At 46.4% G+C, this 22,072-nt stretch carries 20 protein-coding genes and 1 pseudogene; 14 read left to right on the top strand and 7 right to left on the bottom strand.

The window, feature by feature from the left end; all coding sequences use genetic code 11:
- Positions 1 to 199: 199 nt before the first annotated feature.
- The 6 genes and pseudogenes from MD535_RS20475 (at position 200) to MD535_RS20450 (ending at position 8,610) form a co-directional block, all read left to right on the top strand.
- A pseudogene (locus tag MD535_RS20475) lies at positions 200 to 2,811 on the top strand (ExeM/NucH family extracellular endonuclease).
- A 168-nt stretch (positions 2,812 to 2,979) separates the two neighbouring features.
- On the top strand, positions 2,980 to 3,558 hold the full coding sequence (locus MD535_RS20470) for an aminodeoxychorismate/anthranilate synthase component II (RefSeq protein WP_265676877.1): 579 nt from the start codon (positions 2,980 to 2,982) through the stop codon (positions 3,556 to 3,558).
- A 391-nt stretch (positions 3,559 to 3,949) separates the two neighbouring features.
- A complete protein-coding gene (locus MD535_RS20465) occupies positions 3,950 to 5,161 on the top strand; it encodes an aspartate aminotransferase family protein (protein WP_265676876.1) in 1,212 nt (403 codons plus the stop codon).
- An 82-nt stretch (positions 5,162 to 5,243) separates the two neighbouring features.
- A complete protein-coding gene (gene astA, locus MD535_RS20460) occupies positions 5,244 to 6,263 on the top strand; it encodes an arginine N-succinyltransferase (RefSeq protein ID WP_265676892.1) in 1,020 nt (339 codons plus the stop codon).
- 87 nt (positions 6,264 to 6,350) lie between these two features.
- Positions 6,351 to 7,808 carry a succinylglutamate-semialdehyde dehydrogenase gene (gene astD, locus MD535_RS20455; RefSeq protein WP_265676875.1) on the top strand — a complete coding sequence of 486 codons (1,458 nt, stop codon included), beginning with the start codon at positions 6,351 to 6,353 and terminating at the stop codon, positions 7,806 to 7,808.
- A gap of 10 nt (positions 7,809 to 7,818) precedes the next feature.
- A complete protein-coding gene (locus MD535_RS20450; protein WP_265676874.1) occupies positions 7,819 to 8,610 on the top strand; it encodes a DUF1338 domain-containing protein in 792 nt (263 codons plus the stop codon).
- A gap of 96 nt (positions 8,611 to 8,706) precedes the next feature.
- Here the strand turns inward: MD535_RS20450 and crp are convergent, their stop codons facing one another.
- The 5 genes from crp to MD535_RS20425 form a co-directional block, all read right to left on the bottom strand.
- Positions 8,707 to 9,339, bottom strand: a complete 633-nt coding sequence (gene crp, locus MD535_RS20445) for a cAMP-activated global transcriptional regulator CRP (protein WP_009602948.1) — start codon at positions 9,337 to 9,339, stop codon at positions 8,707 to 8,709.
- Between the two features lie 244 nt (positions 9,340 to 9,583).
- Positions 9,584 to 10,453 carry a phosphoribulokinase gene (locus MD535_RS20440; RefSeq protein ID WP_265676873.1) on the bottom strand — a complete coding sequence of 290 codons (870 nt, stop codon included), beginning with the start codon at positions 10,451 to 10,453 and terminating at the stop codon, positions 9,584 to 9,586.
- 229 nt (positions 10,454 to 10,682) lie between these two features.
- Positions 10,683 to 10,895: a YheU family protein gene (locus MD535_RS20435; RefSeq protein ID WP_250617910.1), complete on the bottom strand. Its 213-nt coding sequence runs from the start codon at positions 10,893 to 10,895 to the stop codon at positions 10,683 to 10,685.
- A gap of 51 nt (positions 10,896 to 10,946) precedes the next feature.
- A complete protein-coding gene (locus tag MD535_RS20430) occupies positions 10,947 to 11,954 on the bottom strand; it encodes a hydrolase (RefSeq protein WP_265676872.1) in 1,008 nt (335 codons plus the stop codon).
- A complete protein-coding gene (locus tag MD535_RS20425; RefSeq protein WP_265676871.1) occupies positions 11,951 to 13,339 on the bottom strand; it encodes an aminotransferase-like domain-containing protein in 1,389 nt (462 codons plus the stop codon). The genes MD535_RS20430 and MD535_RS20425 overlap by 4 nt, the downstream gene beginning before the upstream one ends.
- A 130-nt stretch (positions 13,340 to 13,469) precedes the next feature.
- Here MD535_RS20425 and MD535_RS20420 point away from each other — a divergent pair, with 130 nt between their 5' ends.
- Positions 13,470 to 14,066, top strand: a complete 597-nt coding sequence (locus MD535_RS20420; RefSeq protein ID WP_265676870.1) for a LysE family translocator — start codon at positions 13,470 to 13,472, stop codon at positions 14,064 to 14,066.
- 72 nt (positions 14,067 to 14,138) lie between these two features.
- On the opposite strand, the gene MD535_RS20415 is transcribed toward MD535_RS20420, so the two are convergent.
- A complete protein-coding gene (locus tag MD535_RS20415; RefSeq protein WP_265676869.1) occupies positions 14,139 to 14,618 on the bottom strand; it encodes a TIGR02444 family protein in 480 nt (159 codons plus the stop codon).
- Positions 14,618 to 16,537 (bottom strand): ABC transporter ATP-binding protein, encoded by a 1,920-nt coding sequence (locus MD535_RS20410; RefSeq protein WP_265676868.1) that lies wholly within the window; start codon positions 16,535 to 16,537, stop codon positions 14,618 to 14,620. Before MD535_RS20410 ends, MD535_RS20415 begins: the two co-directional genes overlap by 1 nt.
- 145 nt (positions 16,538 to 16,682) lie before the next feature.
- Between MD535_RS20410 and kefG the strand changes: the two genes are divergently transcribed.
- The 7 genes from kefG (at position 16,683) to rpsR (ending at position 22,039) form a co-directional block, all read left to right on the top strand.
- Complete coding sequence (kefG, locus tag MD535_RS20405; protein WP_265676867.1) at positions 16,683 to 17,297, top strand: glutathione-regulated potassium-efflux system ancillary protein KefG; 615 nt, start codon at positions 16,683 to 16,685, stop codon at positions 17,295 to 17,297.
- Entirely contained in the window at positions 17,281 to 19,077 is a 1,797-nt protein-coding gene (gene kefB / locus MD535_RS20400) for a glutathione-regulated potassium-efflux system protein KefB (RefSeq protein ID WP_265676866.1), read from the top strand. Before kefG ends, kefB begins: the two co-directional genes overlap by 17 nt.
- A 40-nt stretch (positions 19,078 to 19,117) precedes the next feature.
- Positions 19,118 to 19,321: a YheV family putative zinc ribbon protein gene (locus MD535_RS20395; RefSeq protein WP_265676865.1), complete on the top strand. Its 204-nt coding sequence runs from the start codon at positions 19,118 to 19,120 to the stop codon at positions 19,319 to 19,321.
- A gap of 100 nt (positions 19,322 to 19,421) precedes the next feature.
- Positions 19,422 to 20,009: a peptidylprolyl isomerase gene (gene slyD, locus MD535_RS20390; RefSeq protein WP_250617919.1), complete on the top strand. Its 588-nt coding sequence runs from the start codon at positions 19,422 to 19,424 to the stop codon at positions 20,007 to 20,009.
- A 104-nt stretch (positions 20,010 to 20,113) separates the two neighbouring features.
- Positions 20,114 to 21,055, top strand: a complete 942-nt coding sequence (locus tag MD535_RS20385; protein WP_265676864.1) for an isoaspartyl peptidase/L-asparaginase family protein — start codon at positions 20,114 to 20,116, stop codon at positions 21,053 to 21,055.
- A gap of 187 nt (positions 21,056 to 21,242) precedes the next feature.
- Positions 21,243 to 21,632 (top strand): 30S ribosomal protein S6, encoded by a 390-nt coding sequence (rpsF, locus tag MD535_RS20380; RefSeq protein ID WP_250617921.1) that lies wholly within the window; start codon positions 21,243 to 21,245, stop codon positions 21,630 to 21,632.
- Between the two features lie 179 nt (positions 21,633 to 21,811).
- A complete protein-coding gene (gene rpsR, locus MD535_RS20375) occupies positions 21,812 to 22,039 on the top strand; it encodes a 30S ribosomal protein S18 (protein ID WP_000090472.1) in 228 nt (75 codons plus the stop codon).
- Positions 22,040 to 22,072 lie beyond the last annotated feature (33 nt).

Raw genomic sequence — 22,072 nt, 5'->3', positions numbered from 1 at the left:
TCTTGGTAACCATTTCTGTTTATAGTTTGGCACACCCTCAATACTTTCGATTTCAAATGAGAGCATCCTCTCATTTATCTGTGCATTAATTACCCATTTGCAATAAAAATGACAACACTCGTCTCGAAAATACACATTCTCATATTCAACAATGTGCAAAAAGGCAAGGACAGCATTGCCAGTTAATTCGAGGTGAATAATGACAAGCACAAATAAAAAGCAGTGGTTAGCGTTAGTGATTTCTTCCATTTTGAGTGGAGGCGCGAGCGCGGAAATCTTTCTTTCGCAATATGTGGAAGGAAGCGGGTATAACAAAGCAATCGAAATAGCTAATAGCAGTGACCAAGAGGTGTCACTTTCTGGGTATCAGCTCGCCAAATCTCCCAATGGTAACGGGACGTGGAATACGTTGGATTTGTCGGGTTATACGATTCCCGCTCAATCGGTACTGGTGTTTGCTAATGCCAAGGCTAGCGCGGCTGTAACGGATATCGCTACCGTGACAACGGCGAACCAAGTGTTAAACTTCAACGGTGATGATCCTATTGCACTGCTCGATAATCAAGAGCAAGTAGTCGATATGATTGGCGTGATGGGAGAGCTGTTTGGTCAAAATAAAACCTTGGTTCGTTATCAGCCTTATCAGCAACCTTCAGTATCTTATCAACCTAAGCAATGGGCAACGCTTGCCAGTGATGATTTTAGTGGCTTGGGACAGTTGGATACATTATTACCACCGCAAGCATTTCAATGTCTCGACAATGGAATAGAACCGACTTTTACCTCAATACAAAGCATTCAAGGAGAAGGCAGTCATTCGCCTTACATTAGCGGTTACCCGTACATAACGACTGAGCAATATTTTGTACAAGGTGTGGTGTCTGCCGTGACTACTGGTGTGAACCAGGGCTTCTATCTACAAGCACTTGAGGATGACCACAACCCTTTGACTTCCAATGGTCTATTTATCTATACCCAAGCGAATCCGGAGCTATCTGCAGGCGATGTGGTATGCGTAAGAGGCAATATTCAAGAATACTATAGCCAAACCCAGTTGAAATTAAATGAGCGAGATTGGCATAAGTTGGGGCAACAAGCGGCACCAGCGGCAACGGCCGTTGAAGTGATAGATTCCGACGAAAGTTTTGAACAAACGCTTGAGCGCTATGAAGGGATGTTGGTGAGTTTACCTCAAGCATTGGATATGCGCGTAAGCCGCACGTTTGGTTATGATTATTCCGCACGTCGCAATAATATGGTGTTGGCTCATGAGCGAGTGAACCTGCATCCTAATCAGCAATATGCGGCAGGCTCAAGTGAGGCAAAGGCACAAAGTGAAGATAATGCCCAGCGCCGTCTTTATGTTGAGTCGGTGAGTCCAGCGGCGAATGGTGAAATCCCTTACTACCCAGAATTTGGTCGCAGTGATATTGATCAAGATGGCAGTACAGAAGACTACGTGCGTATTAATCCTTGTTTGGCATAGAAGGTGTGGTTGGTTACAGCTATGGTGATTATCGCCTCTTTGTGACCAATACCCTCTCCAGTGATAATTTTGTGCGCAATACCCCAAGAACGATGACACCAGAACTGCATGAATCGCCATGGAATAAAGCCGATTTACGCGTGGCAACCTTTAATGTCCTTAACTATTTTTCCTCTCCTTTTGGTGGCGATGAAAACCGATTTGGCGGCAATCGTGGTGCGAACACGGTTGAAGAGTTTACTGCGCAGCAGCAAAAGATCATTAACGCGTTAATTCAACTTGATGCTGACGTGATTGGTTTGATGGAAATCGAAAATAATGGCTTTGGCGACAACGGCGCTATCGCGCAATTAGTGAAGGTGTTAAACGCGCAGCTTGAGCATAAAAAGCAGCACTATGCTTATGTGTCGGTGGACAGTAATCAAGATGGCCAGATTGATGCCCTTGATGCAGTCGGGACGGATGCAATTACCACCGGGGTGATTTATCGTCCGAAGGCGGTGAAGCTTAAGCAGGTCAATGTGTTTGAAATGCCTCGTCAGGTTGCACCTGAAGTGATTGATGACAACGGTAACGTCATTGAAGACGGCAAGAACTATCAACGCGACACATTGGCCCCGACGTTTAAAGTTAAAGGTAGCAAGGAAACGCTGACGGTCGCAGTCAATCACTTTAAATCGAAAGGGTCAAAATGTTGGGAAGATGCAGCGCCTGAATCTGCTGGCGGTCAAGGGGGGCAGGACTTGGATCAGCAAGGCGCTTGTGAGCAATTTAGAGTGGCAGCCTCTGTGGCGCTCGGTGAGGCGTTGACGTCCATTGAAGGACATAAAATTGTGTTAGGGGACTTCAATGCTTACGGCAAAGAAGACCCAATGCTAATTTTGACCGATTATAGCCAAGAGAAGTACGGCAAATCGATTCGTGCGGCGCGCAATACCTTTATTGGTGAAAAGCAGCAGTTTGGCGATGAAGGGGCGGTGATCACTCACAACTATGGTTACATTAATGTCCTTTCAGAGATGCACCCTCAAGGCTGGAGCTATTCATACAATGACGAAGTCGGTGCGCTGGATCATATCTTAATTAGCCCAAGTCTTAGCAAGCGCGTGGTTGATGCGACGGAATGGCACATCAATGCAGCGGAATCGACGCTGTTTGACTACAACGATGAGCGTAAAGGGGATTTACCTAAGTATCTCGATCATTATCGTTCATCTGATCATGATCCAGCGGTGATTGACTTGAATATGAATGGCGGCTCCATCGGCTTGATAGGGCTTTCTATCATGGGTGTGATGGGATGGCGCCGACGTAAGCAGTATTAATATCGATGTAAATATATCAACACCAACGTAAATAACATCAACACAGACCAGCAGTAAAGTCGTTATCGGCTTTGCTGCTGCCTTTCTTCCTCTTTTTACTTGCCTTTCTGCCATCTTGTTGCAAAATACCGCCTTATTTTGGGCAAATTCAATTTTACAGCGAGCGCTATGCTACTCATCATTGATAACTACGACTCCTTTACCTACAACCTATTTCAGTATTTTTGTGAATTGGGTGTAGACGTTAAAGTCGTGCGCAATGACGACATTGATATTGCTGGTATTGAAGCACTTAACCCCTCTCACCTTGTCATTTCTCCGGGTCCTTGTACGCCTAATGAAGCTGGGATCTCACTGGATGCTATCCGATACTTTGCCGGAAAGCTGCCACTTCTTGGAGTCTGCTTGGGTCACCAAGCGATTGCTCAAGTCTTTGGCGGCGACGTTGTCCGTGCTCGCCAGGTGATGCACGGTAAAACCTCACCAATTAAGCATAACAACCGCAGTGTCTTTGCCGGACTCAATAATCCGCTGACTGTCACTCGCTACCATTCACTGATCGTGAAGCGAGAGACGCTCCCAGACTGTTTTGATATCACGGCGTGGACCGTGCTGCCAAATGGTGAGTTTGATGAAATTATGGGTTATCAGCACCGAACGCTGAACATTCATGCCGTACAATTTCACCCTGAATCCATCAAAACGGAACAAGGTCATGAGCTATTGAGTAATTTCTTACACGCTTAGTTTCTGATCAAGATCACCCTTTCATCTTTTCTTATCCTTCATCAGTTTTACTTATGAAGATGCAAAACTATTCGCTAATTCTGATGCGGATAGCTGACAGAGCCCTGCCTGTTCATTTATTTGATAAATCATGAAAAAACACTTCATTTAAATTCAAAAATAACGCATAAATACTCATTGTGTTGTGCCTTGATTGAGTTGATTGATGGTGGAAAAGCATTTTCTGCTATTGTGTTAGTTAAATAATTGTAAATACAATGCTGCATCTATGATGAGTGGTGAGAAGTTTCTTCTTTGCTAGAAAGCGTGAAGGTTTGCTCTATATTTGTATTAGAGCCCACGTGAATAAGAAGCCCCCTTTCTCATGCGCAGTAATTAAAAGGAACGTGTTATGACAATGGAAAAAACAGTATCCCGTGAATGGTTTGATGAGGTAATGGTACCTTGTTATAACCCAATGGAAATGATTCCGGTTAAGGGTGAGGGTGCACGCGTATGGGATCAGCAAGGTAATGAGTATATTGATTTTGCTGGTGGTATCGCGGTGAGTTGTTTGGGGCATTGTCACCCAGCGATGGTCAATGCCGTGACTGAGCAGGCGAATAAAATTTGGCATTTAAGTAATGTGATGACGAATGAACCTGCACTGCGCTTAGCAAAAAAATTAACCGAAGTCAGTTTTGCTGAACGCGTGTTTTTCGCTAACTCTGGCGCGGAAGCCAATGAAGCCGCATTAAAACTGGCTCGTCGCTGGGCGGTGGATGTACACGGTCCGGAAAAATCAGAGATTATTGCGTTTAATCAAGGGTTTCACGGCCGTACTTTCTTCACCGTTACTGTAGGTGGGCAAGCGGCGTATTCCGATGGGTTTGGACCTAAACCCGGTGATGTGAAGCATGTACCTTACAATGATATTGCCGCGCTAGAAGCGCAAATGTCGGACAAGACTTGTGCCATTATGATGGAGCCACTGCAAGGGGAGGGGGGAATTATTTCGCCAGAACCGGAGTTTGTACAAGCGGTTCGAGAGCTCTGTGATAAATACAACGCACTGCTGATTTTCGATGAAGTACAAACGGGCAACGGTCGTACTGGACAATTTTACGCGTATCAAGGCCTTGGTATCACGCCAGATATTCTTAGCACGGCGAAGTCACTAGGGGGCGGGTTCCCTATTGGTGCGATGCTCACAACGAAAGCATTAGCGGCTCATATGAAAGTGGGTACGCACGGTTCAACCTATGGCGGTAACCCATTAGCGTGTGCCGTTGCTGAAGCGGTAGTGGATGTGGTGTCTTCCCCTGACGTTCTAGCGGGTGTTGCTGAGCGTGAAGCCTGGTTCCGTGAGGGACTAGAAGCTATTAATGCGAAATACGATATCTTTAGCGAAATTCGTGGCAAGGGGCTATTGCTCGGCGCAGCACTGAATGAACAGTGGCAAGGGCGCGCTCGTGATGTATTAGTTGCGGCTGGTGCACAAGGCTTGATGGTACTCGTGGCGGGTATGAACGTGGTGCGTTTTACCCCATCACTTGTCATCACCAAGCAAGAAGTTGAAGCAGGTTTAGCGAAGTTAGATAAGGCGATCAGTACTCTCGTTTAACGGGTACTCTAGTTTAACTCGTATTTGAATGGCTCTCTTGGGTGTGGATGTACCAAGAGAGTTTGCGTCGGAGGGATTATTGATGCTTGTTGTTCGTCCTATTACGATGTCGGATTATGATGCCCTGCACACTTGTGCAGTTGAGTCTGGTCACGGCTTTACCTCTCTTCCCGTTAATGAAGAGCTTCTTACCAATCGCATTACTCACTCAGAATACAGCTTTAGTAAGCCGGACGTCTTAGGGCCGACGGACGAAGGCTACCTGATGGTGGGCTATGACCGTGACACTGGCGAGGTGGCTGGTACTACGGGTATCGAAGGGGCGATAGGTTGGGATGTGCCGTTTTACTCCTATCATATCAGCACAGTGGTGCACTCTTCTCCTAAGCTAGGTGTGAATAATGTGGTGAAATTGCTGACGTTTGGCAATAACTACACCGGTTGTAGTGAGATCTGCACTTTATTTTTACGACCTGATTATCGCGCGGGGCTTAACGGCCGCTTGATGTCGAAATCTCGTTTTTTAATGATGGCTGAACACCCGCATCGTTTCTCCAAAACCATTTTTGCCGAGATGCGTGGCGTGTCTGATGCCGAAGGTAACTCGCCATTTTGGCAATGGCTACAAGAGCACTTTTTCTCCATTGATTTTACCATGGCAGATTATTTAACGGGGATCGGTAAGAAAGGCTTCATCGCGGATTTAATGCCGAAGTTACCGATTTACGTCAACCTGTTAAGCAAAGAGGCGCAAGCGGTGATTGGTCAAGTGCATGACAATACCAGACCCGCTTTAAAGTTATTGGAAAGAGAAGGTTTTACGTGCCGTAACTATGTCGATATTTTTGACGCAGGTCCGACGGTGGAGTGTGACTTACAGAACATTCAGGCGATTCGTAACTCATTCCGTGCCAAGGTCACTATTGCCGAGCATGCCAGTTCGCAAGATTACCTTATTGCCAATACGTCATTTGAACACTTTAGAGCGACGGCGGCAAAAGCGGCCTATGATGCTGAAAGTCAGCATGTATTGCTAGCACCTGATGTCGCTGACGCCTTGAACCTTTCTGAAGGCGATATGGTTCGTATGTTGGCGCAATAACGCGGGTTGCTGCATCTTTGTCGTACTTATCACGACACAATATGAAGATGCAGACTCTTCACTATTTACTAGGTTAAGGAACTTTTGATGACGCAATGGATCGCAGGACAATGGATCGCAGGAATGGGTGAGCAATTTCACTCGCTGTCGCCGTACAACAACGAGGTGATTTGGCAGGGACAATCGGCTACGCCAGTGCAGGTTGAATCTGCGGTCTCTTCGGCTAGACAAGCTTTTGTCAGTTGGAAAAAACGCTCGTTTGAAGAGCGTGAAGCGGTGGTGCTTGCGTTTGCGGAAAAACTCAAGGCTCGTAGTGAAGATATTGCAGTTGCGATAGCCAAGGAGACGGGTAAACCATTGTGGGAAACCCGAACGGAAGCCGGCGCAATGGCAGGTAAAATCGCCATATCAATCCGAGCGTATCATGACAGAACAGGCCGTTCTCAGCGAGAGGCTGCGGGTAATCAAATTGTACTGCGCCATCGTCCTTTAGGAGTAATGGCGGTCTTTGGCCCCTATAACTTTCCAGGGCATTTGCCTAACGGACATATTGTTCCGGCGTTATTGGCTGGCAATACCGTGGTGTTTAAGCCTTCAGAACAAACGCCATTAGTAGGTGAGCTTGCTATGCAACTTTGGCAAGAGGCTGGGTTGCCAGATGGCGTGATTAACCTTGTGCAAGGCGGTAAAGAAACCGGCATTGCTCTGGCTGACGCTAAAGGCATTGATGGGGTGTTGTTTACTGGTAGCGCGAATACTGGGCACGTATTACATCGTCAATTTGCCGGTCAGCCTGATAAAATGTTGGCGTTGGAAATGGGTGGCAACAACCCGTTGGTCGTGAGTGATGCCTATGGTGATCTTGATGCGACGGTCTACACGATTATCCAATCTGCCTACATCAGTGCCGGACAGCGTTGTACCTGCGCTCGTCGCTTGTATGTGCCGTTTGGTGATAAAGGTGACCAGCTTGTTGACGCATTAGTGGCCGCGATAACCAAGATTCGGATTGATGAACCATTCGCCACGCCTGCGCCTTTCATGGGGCCGCAGATTTCCATGCAGGCTGCTCAGCACATTATTCAGGCACAAGCGACATTGCAATCGCTAGGTGGCAAGAGTTTAGTGGAATCGAAACAATTACAGGCCGCGTTTGTGACGCCTGGTTTGATCGATGCTACGGCAATAAAGGCGCTACCGGATGAAGAATACTTCGGTCCATTACTGCAGCTTGTGCGTTACGAAACGCTACAACAAGCCGTTGATCTTGCTAATGACACTCGATTTGGTTTATCGGCGGGCCTGATTTCAACCAATGATGATGAGTGGCTGTATTTTGTTGACCATATTCGTGCAGGTATTGTGAATCGCAACCGTCAGCTAACGGGCGCAAGTGGTGATGCACCATTTGGTGGTCCGGGTGCGTCGGGGAACTTGCGACCAAGCGCCTATTATGCGGCGGATTATTGCGCATACCCTATGGCGTCGATGGAAGGGGAGCACACTGTGCTACCTGCGACATTAAGCCCAGGTCTCGATCTTTAAGGAGCGAAAGATGACGGCAGAACAATTATTTGCGCAGTTGTGGCAAGATTACACTCAGCGATTATGCCCTTCAGCGGCAAAAGTGCAGGCGTTGTTAAAAGAAGGGGAGGCACTGATTAATGATCATATCGCGTTACGCACCTTCAATCTCTCGCCTGTGGGTATTGAAACATTAGTAAAGCCATTTCTTAAGCTTGGTTATCAACAAGCGGGTGAGTATGACTTTGAAGCGAAAAAGCTGTCTGCGATTCATCTACAACACAGTGACGAGTCGTTGCCGAAAGTCTTTATTAGTGAGCTTCGTGTTGAACAGTGCTCAGCAGTGCTGCAAGCTATCGTAGCGAAGCTAGTAAGCCAAGTGGACAGTTCGCAATTAGTGGTTGGTGATTTCTTGTTTGGCGGCCGTATGTGGACGTTAAGCTCAGAAGACTACCAAACATTAGCCAAAGAGAGTGAGTATGCGGCATGGCTTGCGGCACATGGCTATGGCGCTAACCATTTTACCGTTAGTGTTAACCAACTTAATCGTTTTGTAGAGGTGACGGAGGTGAATGATTACCTACGTACAGAAAGCTTCAACATTAACGAGTCGGGTGGTGAGGTGAAAGGGTCTCCGGAGGTTTTACTCGAACAGTCTTCGACGATGGCTGATAAGGTACCGGTGATGTTTAGTGATGGCGAGCAGAGTATTCCTGGCGGCTTCTATGAATTTGCCAAGCGCTATCAAATGGCAGATGGAAATTACTATCAAGGGTTTGTTGCGGCGTCAGCCGACAAAATTTTTGAGAGTACCCATCAATAAGTTTGAATTTTTACTTTAACTAGCGCGACTTGTTGGAATTAACCACCAATAAAAAAGCCACCTTGCGGTGGCTTTTTGAGTGTCTAAAGGCGTCGATTAACGAGTGCCGTAGACCACAATAGTCTTACCGTGAGCAGAAATAAGGTTCTGCTCTTCCAGCATCTTAAGAATACGTCCTACTGTCTCACGAGAACAACCAACGATTTGGCCGATTTCTTGACGAGTAATCTTGATTTGCATGCCGTCAGGGTGAGTCATTGCATCAGGTTGTTTCGCTAGGTTAAGTAGCGTCTGAGCAATACGACCCGTTACGTCAAGGAACGCAAGGTCACCCACTTTCTGGCTTGTCACTTGTAGGCGACTTGCCATCTGAGAAGATAAGCGCATGAGAATATCTGGGTTAACTTGGATAAGTTGACGGAATTTCTTAAATGAAATTTCAGCCACTTCACAAGGTGATTTAGCTCGCACCCAAGCTGTACGTTCTTGGTCTTCTTCAAATAGGCCTAGTTCACCGATGAAGTCACCTTGGTTAAGGTAAGACAAGATCATCTCTTTGCCTTCTTCATCTTTAATAAGCACTGCTACTGAACCTTTTACGATGTAGTAAAGGGTTTCAGCCTTCTCGCCCGCATGGATCAGCGTGCTCTTTGAAGGGTACTTGTGAATATGACAATGTGAAAGGAACCACTCTAGCGTTGGGTCGGTTTGAGGTTTACCTAGAACCATATTTCTTACTTCCTCTGCAGGGTATGCTTGCTGCTTTCCATATATTATAGCAAGTCCATTGTGTTAGGACTTACTAGCATAAAAGCACTTTGAAGATGGCGCAAGCGATCTTCTGTTTCAAAGAAATAGTATCCTTTTTTGCGCGGACTTTCTTGATTTTAATCGTGTCATCAGACCATTTTTCTATACAAAACTGTGCACATGATCACGGTATAAAAAATCATCTAAGTTTAGGCGCAAAAAATTAACCTATTTTCCCTGTTTCTATTAGCTGCTGTAGTATAGGTCGGACGATTAATTCCATCGCGAAGCTCATTTTTCCGCCGGGCACAACGATGGTGTTATGACGTGACATAAACGACCCATCTATCATGGCAAGCAGGTAAGGATAGTCGACATTTTTAATCCCTCGTAAGCGAATGACCACAAAACTTTCATCAAGGCTTGGGATTCCCTTGGCATTGAGAGGGTTTGAGGTGTCGACAGTCGGAACGCGCTGAAAGTTAATATGAGTACGCGAAAACTGCGGGGTAATGTAGCTTAGGTAGTCATCCATTGAACGTACGATGGAGTCGGTTACCGCTTCACGAGAGTGGCCTCTGTCACGCGTATCACGAACGAATTTTTGAATCCACTCAAGGTTGACGATTGGCACCATGCCAATCAGCAAATCCACATGCTGAGCCGCGTTGATTGCTCCATCAACCACGCCACCATGTAGCCCTTCATAGAATAAAACGTCTGAATTTTCTGGTAGGTCTTGCCACGGCGTAAATGTGCCCGGCATTTGGTTATAAGGAACGGCTTCATCAAATGTATGTAGGTAACGTCTAAATTGCCCCACACCGTTTTGTCCGTAGTTTTTAAAGAAGGTTTCGAGTGCAGGAAAGTCATTCGCTTGGGGGCCAAAATAACTGATGTGCTTTCCTTGTTCTTTCGCTTTTCGGATCTCTACGTCCATTTCTGGACGCGTAAAGCGGTGGAAGCTATCACCTTCAATGAAAGCAGGCTTGATGCTCATCATATTGAACATCTTGCGGAACGCTTCTGACGTTGTTGTGGTACCGGCTCCTGAGGAGCCGGTCACCGCGATAATCGGGTGTTTGGCTGACATAACACTTCCTGTGTAATTTTCTAGTTATTGTCTCTTCCTGTGTGTGGGAGAGAGTTATCGTGAAACTGATGCCGAGTCTTAAAGCTTAAATCTTTAAATCTTAGAGCTTAAACCATGGCGCCGCGATGTTAGCGCCAATGGGCATCGCTATCGTCGATGTGGCATTTTCTAATAATGAGAGGCTTACTATAGCACTTCATTACGCGACGCGTGTTCAAAGGCGAGACATTTACAGCGAGTGACGCAATTTGATGTCGACCGTTTCATGCAGTTCAGAGAAAACAATGACGGCTTCGCCTGACTCGAGCTGGCCTCTGACGTGCGCTAATTTGTCGGCGAGACTGAATTCGCTTTCACCGTAATCCGTTCCTTCACGCAACACAAACTCTTGGATTAAGTTATCCAGTGTTTCAGGTGCGATTTGTTGCCATGGAATGATCATAAATACCTCTCTCTTTCATGATGGCGTGAGTATACCAGAGTTAGCGAGTTCTTAAGTTAAATCACGGCTCGGTGTGACTTGTAGGTGGTGATAGTACTTAGGTAGCACCTCCTCAAGCCAAAAGGTAGGCTTTAACCAACTGCCAGACAAAAAGCCAACATGACCGCCTCGTTCGAGTAAGTGATAGCTGAGGTGTGTGGGCAGTTCATAGCGAGGAATGACGTCATCGTTCATGAAAGGGTCGTCTTTGGCATGGATGAATTGAGTCGGAATCACGATGTCGCTCAACCGAGGCAATGCTGAGCATTGTTGGTAGTAATCGTCGGCGTTTTTAAACCCATGCAGTGGGGCGGTGATTAAATTATCGAACTCATAAAGCTTCGTCATGCCCCGGACGTGCTCAGCGGTGAGATCAAGAGCCTCGCTCAAAAGGTGTATTTTTTTTAACGCGTTCTTCTTTAATGAGGACACGAGATACTTACGGTAAACCTTTGAAAACCCTTGTTCGATACGTTTAGAGCAGGCCGCAAGGTCAAGGGGAGCAGAGACGATGGTCGCACTGGTCAGTTTGGTGTCATGCTTATAATAGGCAAGATAATTACTCAGCATATTGCCGCCAAGCGAAATGCCTACGGCAACCTTATTGGCATTTGGGTAACGATGTTCTAAAAGCTCAATGAAGTGTCGAGCATCGCCAATTTCGCCAGAATGATACGCGCGAGCCAGTCGGTTTGGTGTTGGACCACAGCCGCGAAAGTGCATCATGACTGCTAGCCAACCCTGACTGGCAAACGCGTGCATTAAGCCATTCGCGTAAGGGCTATCAAAGCTGCCTTCTAAGCCATGAAACAGGATGAAAATAGGTTTATTTTTGGCGCTTTCATGGTGTGGTTCTTCACTCCAAGCTAACTCGACAAAGTCACCATCTGGCGTATCGAGCGTCTCCCAGACAGGGGTGAATAGTGTACCTCGACGAATGAAGCGCGGAATTAAGGTCTGAATATGAGCGTTGCCAAGCCCTTTGGCGGCGATAAACGGCAGTAATTTTGGTGTGTTCATAGCGTAAATTCACTGATTGGATTAGATAATAATAGTGTCTTAAGTTTTTCTACGCCGACGTTAAGCTGTTCGATCGTTTGTGGTGAGCTTAACGAAAGGCGAATGGCGGGTGCCACTGTACCGCCCGGTGGCGCGAATAATTCCCCTGATTTTACAATCACGCCTGATTCTGCCGCTTTTTGTACAAACTCACTCAGTCGCCACTGTTCAGGTAGCGTCAGCCAAACGTGAAAGCCGCCTTGTTCGTAGCGAAGGTTAAATGCGCCAAGCACTTGGGTTGTCGCGGCCATTCGTTGGCGCATTTCGTTACGAATCATGACAATGTTGCGCTCTGCATCCCCGGATATCAACATTTCGCATGTCAAAGCAATCAGCAAAGGGCTGATCATCCAACTGTGGTTTTGCAAGGTGACGACCAATGGTGGGTAAAGTTTTTCTGGGGCGCAAAGGTAACCAACGCGAAGACCTGGTGCCAAACATTTTGAGAACGCACCAATATAAATGACATGGTCGGGTGCCAAGTTCACCAGAGGTTCTGGCGCAGAATCTAGCAATAATCCATTGATGTCATCTTCAATAATATAAACGTTATGCGCTTGGCAAATGGTGACGATAGCCTGTCGTCTCTGCGGTGACATAATGGCTGTCGTCGGATTTTGTAATGTCGGTGTTAGATAGAGAAAACGCGGTGAGTAGCGATTGCAGCATACTTCTAATGATTCGGGAGTGATTCCCTCATCATCCATCTCCACGCCCTTGAGTGTCAGTTGATTCTGCCGAGCAAGGCTGATCACACCGGGGTAGGTGTATTGTTCGACCAGCACGGTATCGCCGGGGCGTGTAAAGGTGTCTAGCACCATTTGGATGGCGTGTTGGGCACCAGAGCTAAACAGCAGCCTATTAACATCTAAGTGGACGCCTTTTTCTTTGAGCCACTGGCTTACGATGGTGCGATGGCTATCAAACCCAGCTGGTGGTTGATAGAGCATGAGTTGATTCAGGTGCTGGGGGGATTGACTAATACGCTGCATGGCCTGTTTCAACATATCACTGCGATCGAGGCGCGGGGGAATGTTGTAACTAAAGTTACACTCGCTCGCGTCGTCGGCGATCTCTTCAAACAACCAAGTTGGTTTGTTGTTATCCGTGACATAGGTACCCGCCCCGACTCTTGCTTCGACTAAACCTCGGCGTTCGACTTCCGCGTAGGCTCGGGTGATGGTGCCCACAGTAACGGATAGCTTGTCGGCTAACCAACGATGAGTAGGGAGCTTTTCATTGCTTTCAAGGCGGCCACTTTCAATCTTTTCACTGATTTGATCGGCGATCTGTTTATAGATCGGCACAGGATCTTGCTTGAGTACGGTAATATTTTCGATTGTCATGGTGACAATAAACCTTTTGCGTCGAGTTTAATCCATTGTTATGGTTATTTTGTCGGCTATTTTACATTTTATCAACACTTATTTGTAAGATTGTATCGGTACAATTTAATTTTGGATTAAGGAGAGTGTGATGGAGTGGTCATTTATTGTTTCTGTTGCTTTATTTGCAGCAGTCATGACAGGAACTCCGGGGCCAAACAACGTGATGTTGACCGCTTCTGGGGCGAATTTTGGTTATGTAAAAACCCTGCCGCATTGCTTGGGGATTGGCCTAGGACTCATTAGCTTGATATTACTCAATGGTGCGGGGCTAGGGGTGGTATTTACGAATTATCCGGTGGTCCAAACCTTATTGAAGTGGTTAGGGAGTGGCTACTTATTGTATTTGGCGTGGCGGATTTTATCGGCGGGGATCAATAAAACCGGTCAAGATGATCAAGCGAAACCGATGACGTGTCTTGAAGCTGTGCTGTTTCAATACTTAAACCCCAAAGCGTGGTTAATGTCGGTCACAGCGGTGAGTTCATTTTCATTATCGGGCGAGCACTATTGGTTTTCATTGCTGGCTATTTCAGTGATTTTTTTATTGATTCAACTTCAGACGTCATCGGTGTGGATTGGGTTTGGCACTGTGATTCGCCGCTGGTTGTCGACACCAATCGCGTGGAAGCGTTTTAACTCGAGTATGGCCATGCTGACGGCATCATGTGTGCTTTTTATTTGGTAAGACGTTTATTTGGTAAGAACGCGATTCGTTACGAGAACATACGCGCTAACAAAGCTCGTCGGGTTGGTAAGATTATTTGCGAGAAAAGTACACTGAGCACGGCGTCGAAAATATGGGGCTGAGATGCTCAGCACCGAGTTGTTGGCAATATTTACTGACTAAGGGTTGCTGTTGATTGGTGGTGAGGGTAAGTGAATTGACGCAATCGACAAGATCGGATTGCTGCTGTTTCTCTACGCTCAATTCAAAGGCGAGTGCTTCGCGATAGAGATTGTCACTAACATTGTTTTTAAGCTGTCGACGCAGTCGGCGGAAATGATGAAGAAGCTGTTCGGTGCGACCCAAACAGCTTTGAATGAGGTGCCAATCTTCGGCAGCAAAGTGGCGCTGTTGTTCATCAAGCCATTTGAGCATCAACAGTAGGTTCACGTTGCCATGGTAGTGATTTTGGATAGTCAGACACGCCTCTTTTATCTCTCTCACACCATAGTATTGCAGACTAAACTGCCATAAGTGTTCGAGAGATAGATGTTCGAGGTGTGCTTTATCCATTATCCACAGAACTCCTGTTCCATTGCTTCTAGTTCTTCTTGAAGCCCCATCCACTCCATTTCAACCTCTTCAAGTTCAGATTTACTTGTGGATTGTTGTGCGAGTACTTTAGTCAGTTTAGCTTTGTTTTCGGCATCATACAGTGATGATTCGGATAATTGCGTTTCCGCCTCACTTAGCAGCGCGCTCAGTTGGTCCATTTTCTTTTCAAGCTTTTCAAGCTGTTTACGAACCGGCGCGGTTTGTTTACGAAACTCGGCCTCTTTGCGTTTTTGCTCTTTTTTTGATGCTGCGCTGTGTACGGAGGTTTTGTTTGGCTCGTTGTCTTGGGTTTCTTTGCGCTCAAGCTTTTGTTGCTCGGTTAGCCATTTATAGTAGTCCGTTAAGTCGCCATTGAATGGTGCAACTTGGCGATCATGGACTAAATAAAGATCATCGGTGGTTGCACGTAATAAATAGCGGTCGTGACTGACAATAACCATTGCCCCTTCAAAGGTTTGTAGTGCAAACGTCAAGGCTTGACGCATGTCTAAATCCAAGTGGTTGGTTGGTTCATCAAGCAGCAATAAATTCGGTTTTTGCCAGACAACTAAGGCTAACACTAAGCGCGCTTTTTCTCCGCCAGAGAATGGCGCCACTTTATCGAGCGCTTTTTCACCTTGGAAGCCAAAGCTGCCTAGATAGTCGCGAAGCTGTTGCTCGGTTTGGTTGGGCGCAATTTGCATCATATGCTGCAACGGCGTTTCTTCTGGATGAAGGGTTTCAAGCTGATGTTGGGCGAAGTAGCCAATTTTTACGCCTTGAGAGTAAGTAAAATCACCGCCTTTCGCGGCGAGCTCTCCAGATAGCAGCTTGATCAGGGTGGACTTACCGGCGCCATTGCGACCAAGTAAGCCAATACGGCTACCCGGTACTAAATTAAGTCTAATCTTTTCCAAAATGAGGTTGTTGTCATAGCCTGCTGAGACGTCGTCCATCATCATAATAGGATTAGGTAGTGCGGCTGGCTCTCTAAATTCAAAGCTAAATGGGTTATCTAGCTGAGCAGGTAAGACTTTTTCCATACGCTCAAGCGCTTTAATACGGCTCTGTGCCTGACGAGCTTTAGAGGCTTTATAGCGGAAGCGATCGATGTAGCTTTGCATGTGCGACATCTGCTTTTTCTGCTTTTCAAACATCGCTTGTTGCAAGATGAGCTTTTGCGCCCGTTGCTCTTCAAATGAAGAGTAGTTGCCAGTGTATTCATTCAGTGCTTGATTTTCGACATGAATAATTCGGCTGACGATCGGATCAAGAAAGTCGCGATCGTGCGAGATCAGGATCAAGGTGCCCGGATAGTTTTGCAGCCAGCGCTCTAGCCACATGACGGCATCGAGATCCAAGTGGTTGGTGGGCTCATCAAGTAGCAATAGATCTGAGCGGCATAGTAGCGCTTGTGCCAGGTTAAGACGCATGCGCCAACCACCGGAAAACTGCGTCAGATTCCAGCTCATTTGCTCTTGGGTAAAGCCTAAGCCGTCCAGCAACTCTGCCGCTCGGGCGCGAATGCTGTAACCACCAATGACTTCAATTTTTCCGTGTAATTCAGCGACAAGGTTACCGTTGTCGGCTTGCTCGGCTTTTAGCAGATCTTGTTCTAATCCGCGGAACTCTCTATCGCCATCAATCACATATTCAATTGCGCTACGGTCTAGGGCAGGTGTTTCTTGTGCGACCCAAGCCAATTCCCAATGGGAAGGCTGATGAAACGTGCCCGCATCAATAGACAATTCATCTTTTAGTAATGCAAATAGAGTAGATTTGCCACAGCCATTTTTCCCAACGAGACCGACTTTGTCTCCTGGATGAATGGTGGCAGAGGCTTGATCGAGGAGAGGCTTTCCACCTCGAAGCAATTGAATGTCGGAAAAGGTGATCATAAGGCTATAACTAACGGTGAGTTTGAACTTTGGAATACTAGGGGCAAAGTGGATAAATGTCGATCATTATCCGTTTTGCGTTATGATGGATCAAACTTATAACAATTATCTTACTGCTAGGTAGTACAAGGAACGAATTCACGGAATGACGTCTTCACAAATAAGCTCAGTTCCCTCTCCGAAAGTTCTGGTCATTTATGCCCACCCAGAGCCGCAAAATTCGATTGCCAATCAAGTCATGCTTAACAAAATCCAATCGCTTGATAATGTGACGCTGCGTGATCTCTATGCGCTTTATCCTGATTTTTTTATTGATGTGAATGTCGAACATCAGCTGTTGCTTGAGCACGATGTCATTGTCTTCCAGCATCCTCTTTATATGTATTCATGCCCCTCATTACTCAAAGAGTGGATAGATCGTGTCTTGGGTAAAGGCTTTGCGTTTGGCGATGAGTGTGCGTTAGAAGGTAAATATTGGCGCAGTGTGATCACTGCAGGAGGCAAGGAAGAGGCTTTCAGTCAAACGGGGTATAACAAGTACCCTCTTGAGCAAATTTTGCAACCTTTTGAGTTATCGGCGGCGCTTTGCAAAATGCACTGGGTAGAGCCTTTGGTGTTGTATTGGTCGCGGCGAGTCGATGATATCGAGCGCTATCAGCATGCCGATCAGTATCGACAGTGGCTGACGAACCCTTTGGGCAATGCGCATATTCTTCCTAGCTATTTATTACCGGAGGACAAAGATGGCAGCGACGAGTGATCTTTTGCAAAACAGTGTCATCTTTTTATCGGCAGCGGTAGTAGCAGTGCCCATTGCCCAGCGGTTTGGCTTGGGTTCAGTTCTAGGGTACTTGTTGGCTGGAGTAGCCATTGGTCCTTGGGGGCTTGGTCTTATTAGTGATGTTAGCGAGATCTTGCACTTTGCTGAATTTGGCGTAGTACTGCTGCTTTTTCTGATTGGTTTGGAGCTCAACCCCAAAAAACTCTGGCAAATGCGAGTACCCATATTGGGTTTAGGTGGGGCGCAAGTGCTGCTGACGACGTTGGTGTTATCCGCTATTGCTTCTCTGTTTGGACTAAGTTGGCAAACCAGTTTAGTGATTGGTATGGGATTAGCGCTGTCATCGACGGCGATTGCTCTCAAGGTGATTGAAGAGCAAGGGCTAGCGGGTGGCGAAACCGGACAATCTGGCTTTGCGGTGTTGCTATTTCAAGATATCGCAGTGATTCCGATGCTGGCGTTATTACCCTTGTTGGCCGGTAACACATCGGGCAACTGGGCGGACATTGCGTGGATGTTGGCTGGTGTGATTGGCTTGCTGGTGGCGGGACACTTTTTAATTCGCCCTTTATTTCGCTATGTCGTGATGAGCGGTGTACGAGAGTTGTTTACGGTCGCAGCGTTACTACTGGTTGTTGGCATTGCCGTATTTATGCAAAAGCTGGGGTTGTCGATGGCGTTGGGTACGTTTTTAGCCGGCGTTTTATTGGCAGAAAGCGAATATCGCCATGAGTTAGAAATTGCTATTGAGCCATTTAAAGGTTTGTTACTAGGTTTGTTCTTCATTGCCGTGGGGATGGCGGTTAACCTTGGACTGTTGGTTTCAGAGCCGTTTAAGGTCTTGTTAGCCGTGACTGCGCTGGTGGTGATTAAAGGCTTGCTGCTGTATGTCTTAGCGCGTTTGTTTGGCACTCGCCCTAAAGCGCGCAGTAAGATGGCGGCGATTTTGAGCCAAGGCGGGGAGTTTGCTTTTGTTATTTTCACTGCGGCAAGTTCTCAAGGTCTATTGTCGAGAGAAGAGTCTGCGTTTCTTTTGGTCGTGGTGAGTTTATCCATGGTTACAACGCCACTGTTATTGATGGCACAGAAAAAGTGGTTTGAGAAATCGTTAAATAATACCGAAGAAGCGTCTATTGAAAGTGATGTCCATGATAGACAGCCTCGCGTCATCATTGCTGGCTTTGGGCGTTTTGGGCAGATTATTGGCCGATTGATGTACGCCAACAAAATCAAAATTACGGTTTTGGAAAGTGACGCTAGCCAGATTCATTTGTTACGTAAGTTTGGCTACAAAGTGTTTTATGGTGATGCGACACAACTTGATTTACTGCGAGCGGCAGGTGCGAGCAGTGCTGAGGCTATTATTATCTGTACCGATTCTCCTGAGGAGATTATGGAGGTGGTCGATATTTGTCATGCCCATTTCCCTAAACTCAAGGTACTAGCGCGGGCACGCAGTCGTGTTGAGGCGTATCAATTAATGAACCATGGCGTCACTAATTACTCGAGGGAAACCTTTTTAGGTGCCCTTGATTTAGGTCGACAAACACTCATTGAGTTAGGGTTTCACCCTTATGAGGCTAAGCGCGCAGAAGCACACTTTAGAAAGTTGGACAATGCGATGCTTAAAGAGCTTCTGCCACTGCATAGTGAAGATACGCAGCTGGCTCAGCGCTCTAAAGAAGCTCGTAAAGAGTTAGAAGAGATTTTTGGTAGAGAAATGGAAAATGATCGCCAATCGAGAAGTTTTTGGGATTAGCCCCAGACTTTTGGTATTAGCGCTACAGTTAGGAAGCAAAATGAAGCAGATTAAAAAAAGATTTATCGCAGGAGCGAATTGCCCAAAGTGTAGCACTCAAGACAGTTTACGCTGGTGGATTGAAAATAATGTTGAATGGGTAGAGTGTGTTGAGTGCGAATTTCTAGAGCAGCGCACACCACAATCGGTCGAAAAAAGTGAGCGTGGTGAAGAAGCATTAATTGGCATTTTTAAGCCTGAGTGATTGAGTTTCTCAATTTCATCCCCATAATGTGCACATAAGCCGCACAAGCGGTGATTATTTTGTGAGGCATAGCCTCAAGTGCCAATCCTTTGGAGTTCACATGAAAATTGCTAAGAACGTAGTCGTGAGTGTCGCGTACCAAGTAAAAACTGAAGACGGTGTTGTTGTTGATCAATCAACAGTTGAAGCGCCTCTTGATTACCTTCACGGTCACAATAACCTTATCGTAGGTTTGGAAAAAGAGCTAGAAGGCAAGGAAGTCGGTAGCAAGTTTACTTCTGTTGTTGCTGCTGAAGAAGCATACGGTGAGTACAATGATGCGCTAGTACAACGCGTTCCTGCAGACGTATTCCAAGGCGTTGACGTAATTGAAGTAGGCATGCGCTTCCTAGCGGATACAGATCAAGGTCCTATCCCTGTAGAAATCACGGAAGTTGACGGCGACGAAGTTGTGGTTGATGGCAACCATATGCTAGCGGGTCAAACGCTAACTTTTGATGTGGAAGTGGTTGCACTACGTGAAGCGACAGAAGAAGAAGCGGCGCACGGTCACATTCACCAAGAAGGTGGCTGTGGACACGATCATGACCACGATCATGAAGGCGGTTGCTGTGGTGGTGACGATCACGGTGAGAAAGCTGAGAAGAAAGATGGCTGCTGCGGTGGCGGTGGCTGCGGTTCTCACTAATAGCAAGAGCTGTTATTGATAACATGATTTCAAAGGCCTCCTTTATGGGAGGTCTTTGTGTTTTTATCGTTTTATTTAGCGGATAGCTGATAAGGGACGACAGGATGACAAAGCCTTTTTCTATTGCGATTCATGGTGGTGCGGGCACGATTCTTAAAGAACAGATGTCTGCGAAACTTAAACGAGAAATTATTGAAGTATTGTCAGCATCCGTTAAAGCGGGTGAACGAGTTCTATCTTCTGGTGGGGATGCGATTGATGCCGTGGTGGAAGCGGTAAAAGTGATGGAGGACTCACCTCATTTTAATGCAGGGAAAGGCTCGGTACTGACTCATAATGAAATGGTTGAGATGGACGCTTCTGTCATGCATGGTGCGGAAATGGATGCGGGTGCCGTCGCAGGTGTTCGTCATATTCGAAACCCTATTGAGCTAGCTCGCGATGTCATGCGCGATAGTGACCATGTATTACTTATCGGTGAAGGCGCTGAAAAGTTTGCGTTTGAGCATCAGCATCCTTATACCGAGCAAGATTATTTTTTTACTGAGCGTCGCTATGAACAATTGCTTTCCATGAAAGAAAAAGGTTTGTTTGCGCTGTCTGAGTCGAAGTATCCAGATGACAAAAAATACGGCACAGTAGGGGCGGTGGCGCTTGATAGCCATGGTAACCTTGCTGCGGCGACCAGTACTGGTGGGGTCACGAATAAGAAATATGGCCGTGTTGGGGATACTGCGATTATTGGTGCGGGTACGTTTGCTGAAAACAATAACGTAGCAGTATCGACGACGGGAATGGGCGAATACTTTATTCGTAAGACGGTAGCCGGTGATGTCGCCGCGCGTATGCGGTATTTAAACGAAGATGTCCATACTGCCTGTGAAGTGATCATTCAAGGCGAACTCAAGGCGATGGGCGGAGAGGGTGGCTTAATTGCGATGGATGCACAGGGCGATATTCATTTTGCGATGAACAGTTCTGGTATGTATAGAGCGTCCATTGATACCAGTGGTGAGCTAACAGTGAAAATCTATGCTGATGAATAAAAAGAATTTTTAGGTCTAGCTTTTCGGACTGAGTCGGCGTTGCTATTAAGCATCAAAATTACTTGCTTATTTTCCGTTCTTTCTATAACATTCGCGGTCCTTAATTCTCGGTCTTATTTATTCGTTCCTTGCTTCCTCTGGACGACCGAGCCACTCGTGGAAGCTAATAATCCGTAAGGAGCAACCTATGCGTCATTACGAAATCGTATTCATGGTGCACCCTGATCAAAGCGAGCAAGTTGCTGGCATGATCGAGCGTTACACTGGTTCTATCACTGAAGCTGGCGGTACTGTACACCGTCTAGAAGACTGGGGTCGTCGTCAACTGGCTTACCCAATCAACAAGCTTCACAAGGCGCATTACGTTCTTATGAACGTTGAAGCACCTCAAGAAACTATTGATGAACTAGAAACTGCTTTCCGTTTCAACGATGCAGTTCTACGTAACATGGTTATGCGTACTAAAGCGGCTATCACTGAGCCTTCTATCATGCTTAAGCAGAAAGAAGAACGTGCAGAGCGTGCTCCTCGTCGTGAAGAGCGCAGCGAAGCTAAGCCAGAAGCAGCTGCTGAGTAATTCTTTGCTTGACCATTGTCTCTGCCTTTAAGGTTTGGATAGGTCATCAAGAACACTCAACATTTGGTACAAGGTAGTGACATAGCAATGATAAGAACATGTTCTTATCACCATCTGAAAAGCTGGATCGTTATGTAACTTACCGACAACAGACTTAATTTAAGATCAGGAGATAGCCCATGGCTCGTTTCTTCCGTCGTCGTAAATTCTGCCGTTTCACTGCAGAAGGCGTACAAGAGATTGACTACAAAGACGTAGCAACTCTTAAAAACTACATCACTGAAGCTGGTAAAATCGTACCTAGCCGTATCACTGGTACAAGTGCTAAATATCAGCGTCAACTAGCTCGCGCTATCAAGCGTTCACGCTACCTAGCTCTACTGCCGTACACTGATAAGCATCAGTAATCGGCACCGTTTATTTAGATAGAGGATTAAACA

The organism is Vibrio qingdaonensis (assembly GCF_026191675.1).
Classification (GTDB): domain Bacteria; phylum Pseudomonadota; class Gammaproteobacteria; order Enterobacterales; family Vibrionaceae; genus Vibrio; species Vibrio qingdaonensis.
This window is presented reverse-complemented; position numbering and strand designations above follow the sequence as displayed.